The following is a 13,075-nucleotide window of genomic DNA, read 5'->3' on the forward strand; positions in this document are numbered from 1 at the left end:
TCTGGACTGCAGGGAGCGAGGCTCGGCGATGGAAGCGACAACGGAACGACATCACATCGTCGGCGGCGGTATCGCGGGCCTTGCCACGGCGGTCTTTCTGCTACGCGACGCGGGCGTGGATGGCGCGGCGATCAATGTCTACGAACAACTCGGCACGGCGGGCGGTTCCCTGGACGGATCGGGCGATGGCGAGGACGGCTATCTCGTCCGCGGCGGCCGGATGTTCGAGGAGCATTTCGCCTGCACGTTCGATCTGCTCGGCTCGATCCCCTCGGCGGACGATCCCGCCACCTCGGCAGCACAGGACATCTTCGCCTTCAACCGCATGGTGCCCGGCTCGGCCAATTGCCGCATCGTGCGCGACGGCAAACCGGCAGAGGACCGCTTTGACCTAACGCTCACGGCGCAGGACATCGTCGATATCAACCGCCTGATCCTGCATCGCGAAGGGTCTCTCGGCGCCCAAACGATCGAGGACTGGTTCCAGCCGACCTTTCTGGACAGCAACTTCTGGCTGATGTGGTCGACGATGTTCTCCTTCCAACCATGGCATTCCGTGGTCGAGATGCGGCGCTACCTGCGACGGTTCATCCATCTCTTTCCCGGTTTCACCCGGATCGCCGGCATCCTGCGCACCCGCTACAATCAGTATGATTCCCTGATCGCACCAATCGTGAGCTGGCTGCGCGACCGAGGCGTGCAAATCGTCACCGGCACGCAGGTCGTCGACGTGCGGATCGAGGGCACGCGGCAGGACCGCCGCGTCAGTGCGCTGGCCTTTGCCAGCGGCGAGGAGATACCGGTCGCCGAGACCGACAAGGTCTATCTCACGCTCGGCTCGATGACCGATGCCTCGGTGACCGGATCGAACGACCGCGCGCCCAGCCGCGATGACCACGAGGGCGGTGCCTGGACGCTGTGGCGAAAGCTGGCGGCGGAGCATGAGGGCTTCGGCCGCCCGGAGGTGTTCTGCAGCGAGACTGACAAAACCGCGTGGCATTCTTTCACGGTCACGCTCGACAGCCCCGATTTCTTCGAGTTCATGGAGGATTTCACCGGCAACCGCACGGGCACGGGCGGGCTGGTGACCTTCGCGGATTCGGGCTGGACGCTCTCGATCGTGCTCTTCCACCAACCCAATTTCCGCGGCCAGAAACACGGCACCTATGTCTTCTGGGGATATGGCCTGCGCGGAGATCGTCCCGGCGACTTCACCGCAAAACCGATGTGGGAGGCGACCGGCGACGAGATCCTGACCGAGTTGTTCGGCCATATGGGCCTGACGCCCGAACAGCAGGGCTGGTTCAAGACCGCCCGCGTGATCCCCTGCCGGATGCCGTTCATCACCAGCCAGTTCATGCCGCGTCAGCCCGGGGATCGCCCCGACACCCGACCCAGCGGCGCCAGCAACTTCGCGATCATCGGGCAATTCTGCGAACTCCCGCGCGATTGCGTCTTCACGGTGGAATATTCCGTCCGCTCGGCCCGGGCCGCGGTGGCGAGCCTGACGGGACGGATCACACCTCCCCCGCCGGTTGCACGCACGGACCTCGACCCGAAAGTGCTCTTCAACGCCGCGCGGGTGCTGATGGGCATGTAGCCCTTCGGAACGTGCGGCCTGTGGCCAATGCAGGCACGGTCTGCCACAGCCTTCGATGACACGCTGACCGGAACGGCGACGCAGCTCAGGAGGCGAGCTTTTTCTCGGCTGCGAAGGGGCTGAGGCCCAGCCATTTCTGCATCGAAGCCACCACGTCTCGGGACCCGATAAGGTCGAGCTTGCGGGCGGCCTTCGACACGGTCGTGAGGCCCATCCAAATCTCTGTCATCGTGCGCAGATCCGTCGTGACGAAGAGGTCCACATCGAAGCCCGGATCGACCTGACACAGATCGACATCGCCGCTCGCCTCCACGATCAGCCACCACGAAGATTTTGACGCCGCGAGCTCGGGGAAGTGGAAATTCAGGATAGTCCGGCCCGGAGGAAGCGGGGAAGGATCGAGATTGCGGCGCATGTCCCACATCAGCAGCGACACATCGAGCCGCTCCAGAGACGGCTCGGATTCCACCCATTTCTGCCCCCAGATCCCGAAGGCCTCGACGAGCGGCAGCAGGTCCTTTCCCGCATCGGTGAGAAGGTAGTCGACGGCTTGAGTGCCCTCAACCGGGTGTCTCTCGACGATTCCTGCTGCTTCCAGTTCCCGCAGGCGCTGCGCAAGCAGTGTGCGCGACATGCGCGGGACACCTCGCCTGATATCGTTGAAGCGGGTCGATCCGGCCACGAGTTCGCGCACGAGGACCATCGTCCACCGGGTGCAGAGGATTTCAGCGGCCATCGCGACCGGACAGAACTGGAAATAGCTGGCGTTGGACATCGGAGATCTCCTCCATGGCTTTTCCCAGCATAGCGCAAATTGCGCTTCTTGTATCCAACTCTGTGCCCACACCCTGTGCCCGAGCGGGCCGGTCCAGTTTCGCCACTGGTTTGAGACCCGCGGCGCGCTCATCCTTTCAGAACCGCAAACAATCGAACGCGGCAGACGCGCGAGGGGTGGATCGCGTCGCTGTGCGCCATGATCTCACAGGGAGAAAGACATGTCGGATATCATTGAAATGAACGGGCTGGACGGCACGCGCAAGAAGATCACCGGCGCGGACCGGGAGACCCTTGGAGCCGCTCTGCGCGGCAAGGCCCTGATCGAGGGAGATGAGGGCTATGACACCGCGCGGTCGATCTGGAACGGGATGATCGACCGCAAACCGGGGCTTGTCGCGCATGCGATGGGAGCCAGCGACATTCAGGCTGCGGTCGCCTTTGCCAAGGATAAAGGGCTTCGGATGGCCGTGCGGTCCGGCGGCCACCAGATTGCCGGTCTCGCGGTCGAGGACGGCTCGCTGATGCTGGACCTGTCGGGCATGCGCTCGGTTCACGTCGATCCTGAGGCCGGGACCGTCCGGGCCGAGCCGGGCGCGACACTGGGCGATGTCGATCGCGAGTCGCAGGTGCATGGGCTTGCGGTTCCTGTCGGCGTGAACTCGACAACCGGGATTGCGGGGCTGACACTTGGCGGCGGCTTCGGCTGGATCACCCGGAAATACGGGATGACCATCGACAACCTCTTGTCGGCCGACGTGGTGCTCGCCGATGGGCGCTGCGTCAAGGCGTCGAAGACGGAGCATCCGGACCTTTTCTGGGCGCTGTGCGGCGGGGGCGGCAATTTCGGGGTGGTGTCCTCCTTCGAATTCCAGGGCCACGCCATCGGCACCGAGGTTCTGTCCGGCCTCGTTATCCATCCCTTCGCGGAGGCGGCCACTCTGCTGCCGAAGTTTCAGGAGATTTGCGACAAGGCCCCCGACGAGCTGACGGTCTGGTCGGTCCTGCGCAAGGCGCCGCCCCTGCCCTTCCTGCCGGAAGACTGGCACGGGCGAGAGGTGCTGATCTTCGCGGCCTGCTACGTCGGCGACATGGCCAAGGGCGAAGAGGCGATGCGCGAGCTGCGCGCCCTCGGCACGCCTATTGTCGATGTGATCGGCCCGCATCCCTTCACCGGCTGGCAGGCGGCCTTCGATCCGCTGCTGACGCCCGGCGCGCGCAATTACTGGAAGAGCCGGGACTTCCTGAAGCTCGGCCCCGGCACGATGGAGGCGATACTCGGCGCGGTCGAGGAGCTTCCCGATCCGCAATGCGAGATCTTCATCGCCCATGTCGGCGGCGCGATGGCTCGCGTGCCATCGGACGCGACCGCCTATCCGCAGCGCGACAGCCACTTCACCATGAACGTTCACACCCGCTGGGACGACGCGACGAAGGACAAGGCCTGCATCGCGTGGGCGCGCGACCTGTTCAACGCAACGGCAATGGATGCGGCGCCCAGTGTCTACGTGAACTTCCTGCCAGCGGATGACGCGGATCGCCTTGCCGAGGCCTATGGCGGCAACCTCAACCGGCTGCAGGAGATCAAGGCGCGCTACGACCCCACGAACCTCTTCCGGGTCAATCACAACATCCAGCCGCAGCGTGTGCAGCAGGCCGCGCAATGAGCCCTCATCCCGGGCGCGAGCCAGCGCCCGGGGTCCAAGCAGCAAACACTTCGGATAGCGAACAAGGAGCAAGAGCGATGGAACAGACCCTCTACGACCGGCTGGGCGGGAAGCCCGGGATCAAGGCGCTCGTCGACGATGTCCTCGAGGCGCATATGGTGAACCCCGCAATCAGCGCGCGCTTCCTGCCGTATCGCGAAAGGCCAGACGACCTGAACGACGCCAAGGCCCAACTCTGCGCTTTCTTCGGCGCAGGCAGTGGCGGCCCCGAGCAATATACCGGGCGAGACATGGTGGCGGCGCATCGGGGCATGAATATCAGCACCGGCGAATACATGGCCGCAATCGACGACATCATGTCGGTCCTCGCCGCGCATGAGATCGATGAGATGACCCGCAAGGACGTGCTGATGATCGGCTATTCTCTCAAAGGCGACATTACGAACCAATGAACGTGTCGGACGGGGTGGCTGTGTCGTCAATATTCGGACGCAGCTATGGGAACCTCGCTGCCTTTTACGCTCCGGTTAGTCGGCACTGACACTCGGCGTGCCAAGCTCAGGCGACCAATACCTCGAAGCATTGGAATTTCGACTCCAATTCGACTGGCACCTTCTGGCTGGCCGGAGCTAATCTCGAGATGAGCTAAGAACACTTGGTGAACGCAGCTAAGCCAACCCTTCTGTCAAGCCGAGCGATTTTTCGGCTCGATAGCGTGATCGGACTACCGAAAATACCTTGCCGCGCCGAAATCGCGCACCTATCCGCAGGACATCCAACTGTGGCAAAAACCACGGACAACGCAGAAAATCCTTAACGACTTCAAATCCTTAAGACTGAATCCAAGACAGCCCCGCTCCCTACCGCCGGGGCCAAATCTCTCGCAAAAGACTGACTTCAAAGAGAAAAGCCCAGAGTTCGCTCCGGGCTTTCTTTTTTCACTTCCCGAAGGCACAAACGCGGCACGCTCCAAGGCACATTTGCGGCACGGAGAGACGGAGCCGCGCCGGTGGCTTACTGTGCGTCGCGCGCCGATTGCACCGCCTGCATCCGCTCGGGCCAGGTCGAACGGATGAAGCCCAGGATATCGAGGATCTGCGCGTCATCGAGCGTTCCGCCGAAACCCGGCATCCCGCTTGGGAAATCGGCGACCCCGCGCGCGGCCAGCGCATCCGCCCCACCCTGCTTGACGTAATCGAACAGCAACGCGGTCTCGTGGTGCCAAGTGTGCCCGCTCGCATCATGTGGCGGGGCTGGCAGAACGCCGTCGGGTCCCGCCTCGCGCCAATCTGGCTGGCCTTCGAGCTGCGCGCCATGGCAGCTCGCGCAGTTCTGCGCATAGAGATCCTTGCCCGCCGCGATATCGCGCCCGTCGAGCAGACTGGCGGCGTGCGCGCCCCCTGCCCCGAGCGCGATTACGACAGCCAGACCTACGGCTTCAATTCGCATCGCCGCTCACTCCCGATACTCGTCGTGGCACTCCTTGCAGGTCACCCCGAGCTTGACGAGAGCAGGTCCAAGCGCTTGCCGGGACTCGATCGGCTCCGAGAGCGAGCTGGCCGCTTCCTTCAGCGCCTGCGCCTGGCCGCGGAAGTCATGGAATTCGTCCCAGATCGACGGATGGGCTTCGGATTTCGGGTCCTGCGCCTCGGGCTCGAAAAGCACCGGAATCTGTCCGGCCTCGGCTTCGATCCGGGTGATCGCGCGCCGCACCTTCTCGGCTTCGAAGTCTCTCTCCCCTTTCGCCATCGTGCTCAGAAGCTTCATCTCGGTCCCGAGCCGCTTCATGCCTTCCATCCGCGCGAGAACCTGTGGGTCCGCCACCCCGCCATGCGCGAACGCCATCGGCGCCCAGCCGAGCAGGAACAGGGTCGTCATCAGGGGTTGTTTCATAGTCACTCCTTTCATCGGAAACTCAGGTCACGTCGATCCAGGACGACATGCCGGCCGCCGCATGCGCGAGCATGTGGCAGTGCAAAAGCCATTTGCCCGGATTGTCGGCCGTGAGCGCGATCTCATGGCTGCGTCCAGCAAAGGTCAGCACCGTGTCGCGCATCGGGCCTAGGCGTCCATCCTCAAGCACCTCGCGGAAATGCATCCCGTGCAGGTGCATCGCATGCGGGAACGCAGTGTCGTTGACGAAGCGCAGCCGCACCGGCTCGCCCTTGGTCAGCTGCGCAAACGGCGTATCTCCCGGCCCCGGCTTACCTGCAAGCGTCCAGAAATTGCCGCTCTGCATCAGCCCCTGCAACTGGCTGCGCGACATCCGCCCCATCGCGCCGCCTTCGATCTTCATCTCCAGCGGGCGGGCCTGCGTCAGATCGGGCGGGGCCATCTTCGGATTGGGCGGCAAAGGCGCAGGCGCGTCACGCCGCGACCGGCTTGCCTCACCCGAAATCTCGAACGCGACCTGGCTGTGCCATTGGTCGTCATTGCCCAAACGTTCGATCGCCGCCTGAACCCCGTCGCCGGTGACATCGACGATCAGATCGACGCGCTGCGCGGGCGCGAGGACCAGCTCGTCGGGAATGGCCTCTGGCGCGGGCAGCGGCATCCCGTCCAGCGCCACCTGCCAGCCCGAAAGCCCGGTCAGACGCAGCACGAAGATCCGCGCATTGGCGGCGTTGATCAGGCGTAGCCGCAAGCGCTCGTGGCGCTTGGCCTTCAGGGTCAGGGCATAGTGTCCGTTGGTTCCGACGAGATTGCCGAAGCGCCCACCGTGGCTGAGGTCCATCGGATGGGTGAAATCCGGCTCCAACTGCGCGGTATCGGGATCGAGCAGCCAATCGTCGAGCAGCAGAACCTCGTCGCGATCGACATCCGGGGCGTCCGGCTCCTCGATGATCAGCGCACCGGAGAGGCCGCGCGCGACCTGCTCCATCGAGTTCGTATGCGCGTGATACCAGTAGGTGCCCGCATCTGGTGCGACGAAATCATAATCGAAGGTCTGGCCGGGCGGCACCGCGTCTTGCGTCAGCCCCGCCACGCCATCCATCGCATTGTCGATGCGGATGCCGTGCCAATGCACCGAGCTTGGCACATCGAGCTTGTTGACGAAGCGGCGTTGCAGGCGCGCGCCTTGCGGCACCCGTAGCTGCGGCCCCGGCAACGTGCCGTCATAGGACCAGACCTCGGTCTGCGGATAGCCCTCGGGGGCAATCTGGGCCATGGCGCGCTGCGCGGTCAGCGGCGTCGGGGCGGTTGCCGCGCCACCCATGCGCGCCGTGAGCGCCGTGCCCCCCATTCCTGCAAGGACCGCGCGGCGGGTCAGTTGGAAATTCTGCATCTCACTCGATCCCGTTCGCGCGCTGCAATTCGCGCACGTAAGTGACGATATTGGCGACATCGCCACGGGTCAGACCCTCCTGCGGGGGCATGTTGCCGAACTTCCAGTGATGCGCGCGCACGCCCGCCTGAACGGCGGCCTGGAAGGCCATGTCGCCGTGATGGGACGGCTCGTAGATCTTGTGCACGAGGGGTGGGCCGAAGCCCATCTTGCCGGTGGCATTCGCGCCGTGACAGGCCGCACAGGTCGCGTCAAAAGCGCGTTTGCCCATCTGGGCCTGTTCGGAGAGCGTATTCGGCAAGGTGACAGCGACAAGCGGCTCACCTTGTGCGGGCGTCGCCGCCTCGGCCTCACTCGCGGTGTCGGGCCGCAACACGAGCCAACCGCCCGCAGCGAGGGCCGCGACGACCGCGGCAGAGAGAATATAGCGTTTCATAGAGTATCCTGTTCGATCATGCGCCCAGACTTGGGACGCGACAGACGAGCCCCCTCAGGGGCCAGTGACGGTGTGATCGATCAGATACGTGGTGGCGGAAGGTCGAGCTGCGGCTCATGCGCCAAGGGCGCGGGCGTCTCCGCAGGCAGGAGCGTCACCGACAGGTCCGCCCGGCTCAGCGAGAATTCCGGCGCGAAGTCCAGCGTGGCGGAGACCATTATCTGCGCATGGGGGCAGGATTGGTCCTGCGTCGAGCCCGCATCGTGATGGCTGTCGGGACAGGCCGAACAGTCGCTCACGGCGACGGTCTCCATCGCATCCATCGCACGCGCATGGGTCATCGCGGCAGCGGGCGCGCCCAACTGCGAAAGACCGACCAAACAGACCAGCCCGACGATGACGATATGCAGCGCTTTGCGCATGGCTCTCCCGGTTTCTCCCTGTACCCTATCTGGTGGGCTGTGGCGCGGCTGTCAATTCCCGCGCTGCCCCATCAGGTCGTCGAGGATCGCACAATCGGGGGCGTCGTCGCCATGACATTGCGCGATCAGCCGCTGGAGTTGCGCCTCCAATGCATTGAGTGAGGCGATCTTCTCGCGCACCGCTTCGAGGTTTTGCTGCGCCAGCGCACGCACATCCCGGCTGGCCCGCCCCTCATCTGCGCTCAAGCTGAGCAGGCGGCGACATTCCTCAAGCGAGAACCCCAGATGGCGCGCCTGCGCCAGAAGCCGCAACTGCTCCACGCAAGCCTCGGAGAAATCGCGATAGCCATTCGCGCGCCGGTCGGGCGTGACGAGGCCGATCTCCTCGTAATAGCGGATCGTCTTGACCGGCAGCCCGGTCTGCGTCGCGGCGGTTCCGATATTCATCTGCATAGGCCTCCTGTGCCTAATATAAACCTTCCAGTGACTGGAAGCAAAAGTCACGCTCACGTGAGGGCCGCCGGAACATAGGGACGCGGGACCGGGTTTGGGAAAAAGATCGGTTATACTCTTGACCCTCCAGCAGCTGGAAGCCCTATCTGATCGGGCGAAGTTGCCGAAAGGATGAACGGATGACATCGCAGCACGCCCACCACGAGACCCACGACACGCAGGAAACGACGGACGCGATCACGCGTGACCCAGTCTGCGGAATGACGGTCGACCCGAATGCCGACAAGCCCAGTGCCGAGCATGACGGCCATCTCTACCACTTCTGTTCGCAAGGCTGTCACGACAAGTTCGTGGCCAAGCCGAATGACTACATCAAGGCGACCGACCCGGTCTGCGGGATGTCGGTCGAGCGCGCGACGGCGAAATATATGGCCAAGCTCGACGGCGAGCGGTTCTACTTCTGCTCCGAGGGCTGTCAGCACAAGTTCGAGGCCCGGCCCGAGGATTATCTGGGCGTTCGTCCCGCTGCCAAGGCAATGCCCGAAGGCACGCAATATACATGCCCGATGCATCCCGAGATCGTCGAGGACAAGCCCGGCGACTGCCCGAAATGCGGCATGGCGCTGGAGCCGATGAGCCCCAGTGCCGATAGCGGCCCGAACCCCGAGCTCGTCGATTTCCGGCGCAGGCTCTGGATCATGGGGCCGCTGGCGGCTGCGGTCTTCGTGCTGGAGATGGGCGCGCATATCGGGCTGCCCTTCGCGGAGTGGATCGGGCCGAAAGCCTTCCTCTGGCTGCAATTCGCGCTGGCGACGCCGGTGCTGTGGTTCGCGCGGCCCTTCTTCGTGCGCGGCTGGAAATCGGTGGTGAATGTTTCGCCCAACATGTGGACGCTGATCGCTTTGGGCACGCTCGCGGCCTATCTTTTCTCACTCGCGGGGCTTCTGGTGCCGGGGATCTTTCCCGCCGAAATGCTCAATGAGCACGGGCTTCCGCCGGTCTATTTCGAAGCCTCGGCGGTGATCCTCGTGCTGGTTCTGGTCGGGCAGATCATGGAGCTGACGGCACGCGAGAAAACCGGCGACGCGATCCGCGCGCTGATGGACCTCGCGCCGAAAACTGCGCGCCGCGTGGGCGAAAATGGCGAGGAAGACGTCCCCCTCGATCAGGTGCAGACGGGCGACAAGCTGCGCGTGCGCCCGGGAGAGACCGTGCCGGTGGATGGTGTAGTCGCGGAAGGCTCCTCCGCCATCGACGAAAGCATGATCACCGGCGAGCCCGTCCCAGTCGAGAAAACCCAAGGCGATCCGGTCACTGGCGGCACACTGAACAAGCAGGGCAGCTTCGTGATGGAAGCGCAGGCCGTGGGGTCGGAAACCACGCTCTCGCGCATCGTCGAGATGGTCGGCAAGGCGCAACGCTCGCGCGCACCGATCCAAGGGCTGGCCGACCGTGTGGCGCTCTACTTCGTGCCCGCCGTGGTGGCCTGTTCGATCCTCGCCTTCATCGCATGGCTCGTCTTCGGCCCCTCGCCCGCACTGGGCTATGCGACCGTGGCCGCCGTCTCCGTCCTGATCATCGCGTGTCCCTGCGCGCTGGGTCTCGCCACGCCGATGTCAGTGATGGTCGGCACCGGGCGCGGTGCCAGCGCAGGCGTGCTGATCCGCGACGCCGAGGCGCTGGAACGCTTCGCCAAGGTCGACACGCTGATCGTCGACAAGACCGGCACCCTGACCGAGGGCAAGCCCGCGCTGACCGATGTGATCGCGGACGGGGTCTCGGAGGAAGAGGTCAAATCGCTTGCCGCCGCGCTGGAGCGCGGATCGGAGCACCCGCTGGCCGAGGCCATCGTGCAAGGGGCCGAAGATGCGCCCAAACTCGACGCCGAAGGCTTCGAGGCGGTCACCGGCAAGGGCGTCACGGGTCGCGTCGACGGCGCACAGATCGCGCTCGGCAATGCGGCGCTGATGGAGCAGATCGGCGCGGATACCTCCGCTCAGTCCGACACGGTCGAGCGTCTGCAATCGGACGGTAAAACCGCGATGTATCTCGCCCGCGACGGCAAGGTGATCGGGGTGATCGCGGTGGCCGACCGGATCAAGGAGACCACGGCGGACGCCATTCGCGCGCTCCACGAGGAAGGCCTGCGGATCGTCATGGCCACGGGCGACAGCGAGGGCACCGCAAGGGCCGTCGCGCGTGAGCTGGGCATCGACGAGGTTCATGCCGGGGTCTCGCCCGAGGACAAGGCCGCACTGGTCGAGAAACTGCGCAAGGACGGCGTCTCCATCGCGATGGCCGGTGACGGGGTGAACGACGCACCCGCACTCGCCGCTGCCGATGTCGGCATCGCCATGGGCACCGGCGCCGATGTGGCGGTGGAGAGCGCAGGTCTGACGCTGGTCAAGGGCGACCTGACCGGCATCGTCCGCGCGCGCCGTCTGGCCGAGGGCGTGATGCGCAACATCCGCCAGAACCTGTTCTTCGCCTTCGCCTACAACACCGCGGGCGTGCCGATCGCGGCGGGCGTGCTCTACCCCGTCTTCGGCGTGCTGCTCTCGCCGGTGATCGCAGCGCTCGCGATGAGCTTCTCGTCGGTCTCGGTGATCGGCAACGCCTTGCGCCTGCGGAGGCTGAAGCTGTGACATTGGCGCGCAAAGATGACAGTGTTACGCAAAACTCCGGAGGACTCATGACACGTTTTCTTAGCATTCTCGCCCTCGTGGCGTTGCCCACCGTCAGCTACGCGCACGGAGATGGCAGCGCGGATGGGAGCGCGCATGACATGATGTCGGGCGATCACATGATGATGGACGACGCGGACATGGGCGACCATGAGCATATGGGCGACAACGAGGACATGCCCGCACATGACGACCACATGATGTCCGACGACGCCCATGCCGACGGGCAGATGCCGATGACCTCGACCGCGCAGATGCCCGGAATGCAATCCGAGGACACGGGCGCGATCACCGAGCCGGGCCAAAGCGCCTTCGCGGCCATTCAGGAGATCGTCGCCTATCTGCTCGCCGATCCCGACACGGATTGGAACCGCGTCAATATCGAGGGCCTGCGCCAGCATCTGATCGATATGAACAACGTCACCCTGCGCGCCAAGGTCAAAGAGGACGACATCGAAGGTGGCGCGCGCTTCGAGGCAACCTCGGACGACCCCGAGGTCACCGCCTCGATCCGCGCGATGGTGCCCGCTCATGTCGCGACGATGAACGGGGTCGAGGGCTGGGAGATGAGCGCCGCGGAAATCCCCGGCGGCAGCGCGCTCACCGTGACCGGCGCGGATTCGCAGAAGATCCGCGCGCTCGGCTTCATCGGCATCCTGACGGTCGGCGCGCACCATCAGCCGCATCATCTGGCGATGGCGAAGGGCGAGATGATGTCGGGGCATTGAGGCCTAGACAGCCGACGGCGGCTGACCCGCCTTTCGAAAAAGCGAAGCGGCAGGAGTTTCCCCCTGCCGCTCCACGTCCCGGCACGTCGTGTGGCGAGCATCGGCCGGTTCGCGTAGAACCTCACATCGCTCAGCCTTCATGCTGGGAATTCCGGTCCTGATCTTCGCGAAGACCTATTTCTGGGCGCTGCGCGGCGCTGTGCTTTCCCCGTTCGCAGCTTTCTCTTCGGACAGTGTCCGGAAGAAATGAGGCCAGGCGAGGGCGGCATGGCCCTTGTTGTTCGCGATGTCATTCGTCTGGGGCGTCTTACCCTTGGGCAGTTTTTCGATAGCCATGTTCGGCCCTCCATTTTACCCGCGAGGGATACTCGCGGAATTCCTCTGGATGACCGAAAGCTTCGGTCAGTTTCGCTCGTGTCGCGGCGGTGCCTCCAAAGATGAGGCGCAATGCGGCGTCCGTCCGGTCCCGAGCCGTCGGGGCTTTCGGGGGCAGATCACGGAAGACGCCGTCGAAGTCGTGTTTGCGGGGCATAGTCCCGCTCTGGTCGCGAAATCCGGTCTGAAGACCGGCTACGGAACCGCATCAGCTGGTGCCAGATTGCAGGCGGTCTCACGACCGTCGCGTCCGGTTCCGAATTCTCAGGTAACGGCCTGTCTGTCTTCGCGCAGAGAGAGACCTGCACGCGCAAGGGCCGAGATGTGGACGAAGATATCCCGTCTGCAGAATAGATCAGCCAAGCTCAGTCATTTCAGTAGGAAGACCGGAGCCGGCAGAGAAGAGAAGAGAAATTACAGATGAGACGAGCGTAGTCCGGTATACCTAAGTGACCGCGGCCCCTTTTGCAAAGGAAATCAGCAGCGAGCGAACGGCACGCACGGCCACGTCTTTCCGAGCGCGCAATTTATATCTCGTACAATCAAGCCGTTGCGCGAAAATTCCGGTGCCGAAACGCAATTTCCTCGTAATTTGGGCGCAAATCCCTTATGTCTGCACTCGCATATCTTAATTCTCGGACCCTGTTCCT

Annotated in this window: 13 protein-coding genes; 5 read left to right on the forward strand and 8 right to left on the reverse strand. The window is 64.1% G+C overall.

Annotated features, from left to right (window positions below; translation table 11 throughout):
* Positions 1 to 28: 28 nt before the first annotated feature.
* The gene (locus BMI86_RS00435; RefSeq protein WP_078539279.1) at positions 29 to 1,600 is read left to right on the forward strand and encodes an oleate hydratase; all 1,572 of its coding nucleotides are present in this window, start codon (positions 29 to 31) and stop codon (positions 1,598 to 1,600) included.
* 85 nt (positions 1,601 to 1,685) lie between these two features.
* On the opposite strand, the gene BMI86_RS00440 is transcribed toward BMI86_RS00435, so the two are convergent.
* Positions 1,686 to 2,375: a helix-turn-helix domain-containing protein gene (locus BMI86_RS00440; protein ID WP_078539280.1), complete on the reverse strand. Its 690-nt coding sequence runs from the start codon at positions 2,373 to 2,375 to the stop codon at positions 1,686 to 1,688.
* Positions 2,376 to 2,595: 220 nt separating this feature from the next.
* Between BMI86_RS00440 and BMI86_RS00445 the strand changes: the two genes are divergently transcribed.
* Together BMI86_RS00445 and BMI86_RS00450 are read left to right on the forward strand one after the other, a co-directional pair.
* On the forward strand, positions 2,596 to 4,041 hold the full coding sequence (locus BMI86_RS00445; RefSeq protein ID WP_078539281.1) for an FAD-binding oxidoreductase: 1,446 nt from the start codon (positions 2,596 to 2,598) through the stop codon (positions 4,039 to 4,041).
* A 77-nt stretch (positions 4,042 to 4,118) separates the two neighbouring features.
* The gene (locus BMI86_RS00450) at positions 4,119 to 4,493 is read left to right on the forward strand and encodes a group 1 truncated hemoglobin (protein ID WP_078539282.1); all 375 of its coding nucleotides are present in this window, start codon (positions 4,119 to 4,121) and stop codon (positions 4,491 to 4,493) included.
* Between the two features lie 562 nt (positions 4,494 to 5,055).
* Here BMI86_RS00450 and BMI86_RS00455 read toward each other — a convergent pair.
* From BMI86_RS00455 to BMI86_RS00480, 6 genes are all read right to left on the reverse strand, one after another.
* Positions 5,056 to 5,490 (reverse strand): cytochrome c, encoded by a 435-nt coding sequence (locus tag BMI86_RS00455; RefSeq protein ID WP_078539283.1) that lies wholly within the window; start codon positions 5,488 to 5,490, stop codon positions 5,056 to 5,058.
* Between the two features lie 6 nt (positions 5,491 to 5,496).
* Positions 5,497 to 5,934 (reverse strand): cytochrome c, encoded by a 438-nt coding sequence (locus tag BMI86_RS00460; protein ID WP_168173753.1) that lies wholly within the window; start codon positions 5,932 to 5,934, stop codon positions 5,497 to 5,499.
* Positions 5,935 to 5,956: 22 nt separating this feature from the next.
* Positions 5,957 to 7,285, reverse strand: coding sequence for a multicopper oxidase family protein (locus BMI86_RS00465; protein WP_246831652.1), 1,329 nt, complete (start codon positions 7,283 to 7,285; stop codon positions 5,957 to 5,959).
* Between the two features lie 43 nt (positions 7,286 to 7,328).
* Positions 7,329 to 7,763 carry a cytochrome c gene (locus BMI86_RS00470; protein ID WP_078539286.1) on the reverse strand — a complete coding sequence of 145 codons (435 nt, stop codon included), beginning with the start codon at positions 7,761 to 7,763 and terminating at the stop codon, positions 7,329 to 7,331.
* An 80-nt stretch (positions 7,764 to 7,843) separates the two neighbouring features.
* Positions 7,844 to 8,185 (reverse strand): hypothetical protein, encoded by a 342-nt coding sequence (locus BMI86_RS00475; protein WP_078539287.1) that lies wholly within the window; start codon positions 8,183 to 8,185, stop codon positions 7,844 to 7,846.
* A gap of 51 nt (positions 8,186 to 8,236) precedes the next feature.
* Positions 8,237 to 8,632: a MerR family transcriptional regulator gene (locus tag BMI86_RS00480; protein ID WP_078540382.1), complete on the reverse strand. Its 396-nt coding sequence runs from the start codon at positions 8,630 to 8,632 to the stop codon at positions 8,237 to 8,239.
* A gap of 185 nt (positions 8,633 to 8,817) precedes the next feature.
* Here BMI86_RS00480 and BMI86_RS00485 point away from each other — a divergent pair, with 185 nt between their 5' ends.
* Together BMI86_RS00485 and BMI86_RS00490 are read left to right on the forward strand one after the other, a co-directional pair.
* A complete protein-coding gene (locus BMI86_RS00485) occupies positions 8,818 to 11,283 on the forward strand; it encodes a heavy metal translocating P-type ATPase (RefSeq protein WP_078539288.1) in 2,466 nt (821 codons plus the stop codon).
* Positions 11,284 to 11,330: 47 nt separating this feature from the next.
* The gene (locus BMI86_RS00490) at positions 11,331 to 12,050 is read left to right on the forward strand and encodes a hypothetical protein (RefSeq protein WP_078539289.1); all 720 of its coding nucleotides are present in this window, start codon (positions 11,331 to 11,333) and stop codon (positions 12,048 to 12,050) included.
* A 174-nt stretch (positions 12,051 to 12,224) separates the two neighbouring features.
* On the opposite strand, the gene BMI86_RS21140 is transcribed toward BMI86_RS00490, so the two are convergent.
* Positions 12,225 to 12,386, reverse strand: coding sequence for a hypothetical protein (locus BMI86_RS21140; protein ID WP_168173754.1), 162 nt, complete (start codon positions 12,384 to 12,386; stop codon positions 12,225 to 12,227).
* Positions 12,387 to 13,075 lie beyond the last annotated feature (689 nt).

Origin of the sequence: Thioclava sp. DLFJ5-1 (assembly GCF_002020115.1) — a bacterium.
In the GTDB taxonomy this organism is placed as follows: domain Bacteria; phylum Pseudomonadota; class Alphaproteobacteria; order Rhodobacterales; family Rhodobacteraceae; genus Thioclava; species Thioclava sediminum.